This window comes from Candidatus Mycoplasma haematohominis (genome assembly GCF_902712995.1).
GTDB lineage: Bacteria > Bacillota_I > Bacilli_A > Mycoplasmatales > Mycoplasmoidaceae > Eperythrozoon_B > Eperythrozoon_B haematohominis.
This window is the reverse complement of the sequence record NZ_CACTIB010000024.1, coordinates 1-381: the sequence shown is the minus strand read 5'-3', so window position 1 is coordinate 381 and position 381 is coordinate 1. Positions and strand designations below refer to the sequence as shown.

1 protein-coding gene is annotated in these 381 nt (G+C 33.1%); it reads right to left on the bottom strand.

The window, feature by feature from the left end; translation table 4 throughout:
* Positions 1–146: 146 nt before the first annotated feature.
* On the bottom strand, positions 147–381 hold a 235-nt coding region (locus H6411_RS04475), incomplete at its 5' end, for a hypothetical protein (protein WP_216083447.1).

Genomic DNA, 381 nt, shown 5'->3' with positions numbered 1-381 from the left:
TGAGTTAAATAAGTACTTCTTTCTTCCTCTTGTGTTTTTGATGTAGGAAAAGCTCCTGCTGCATAAGCAATAGTTGCTCCTCCGCCTCCTATTACTGCTGTTCCAGCTGCTGCAGCTCCTATAGCTTGTGTAGACATAAAGTTTTTTTAATTATTTGCTTTTATCTCCAAGCAAAGAGCTTCAAATTTAGATCAATCCTTATGCTCTTTTATTTCTTGCTTATTAAATTTAGTTTTTTCATTTCCTGAAATAGGTTTTGTGGTTTTATTTTGTTTGCATCAATCATGGACAAATTTAGCGGTTTTATTTAACTTACTACTATCTAAGTCAGAGTCTTCGCCTGATTTATCTATTTCATCATCATTTGGCTTAGTATTGTTA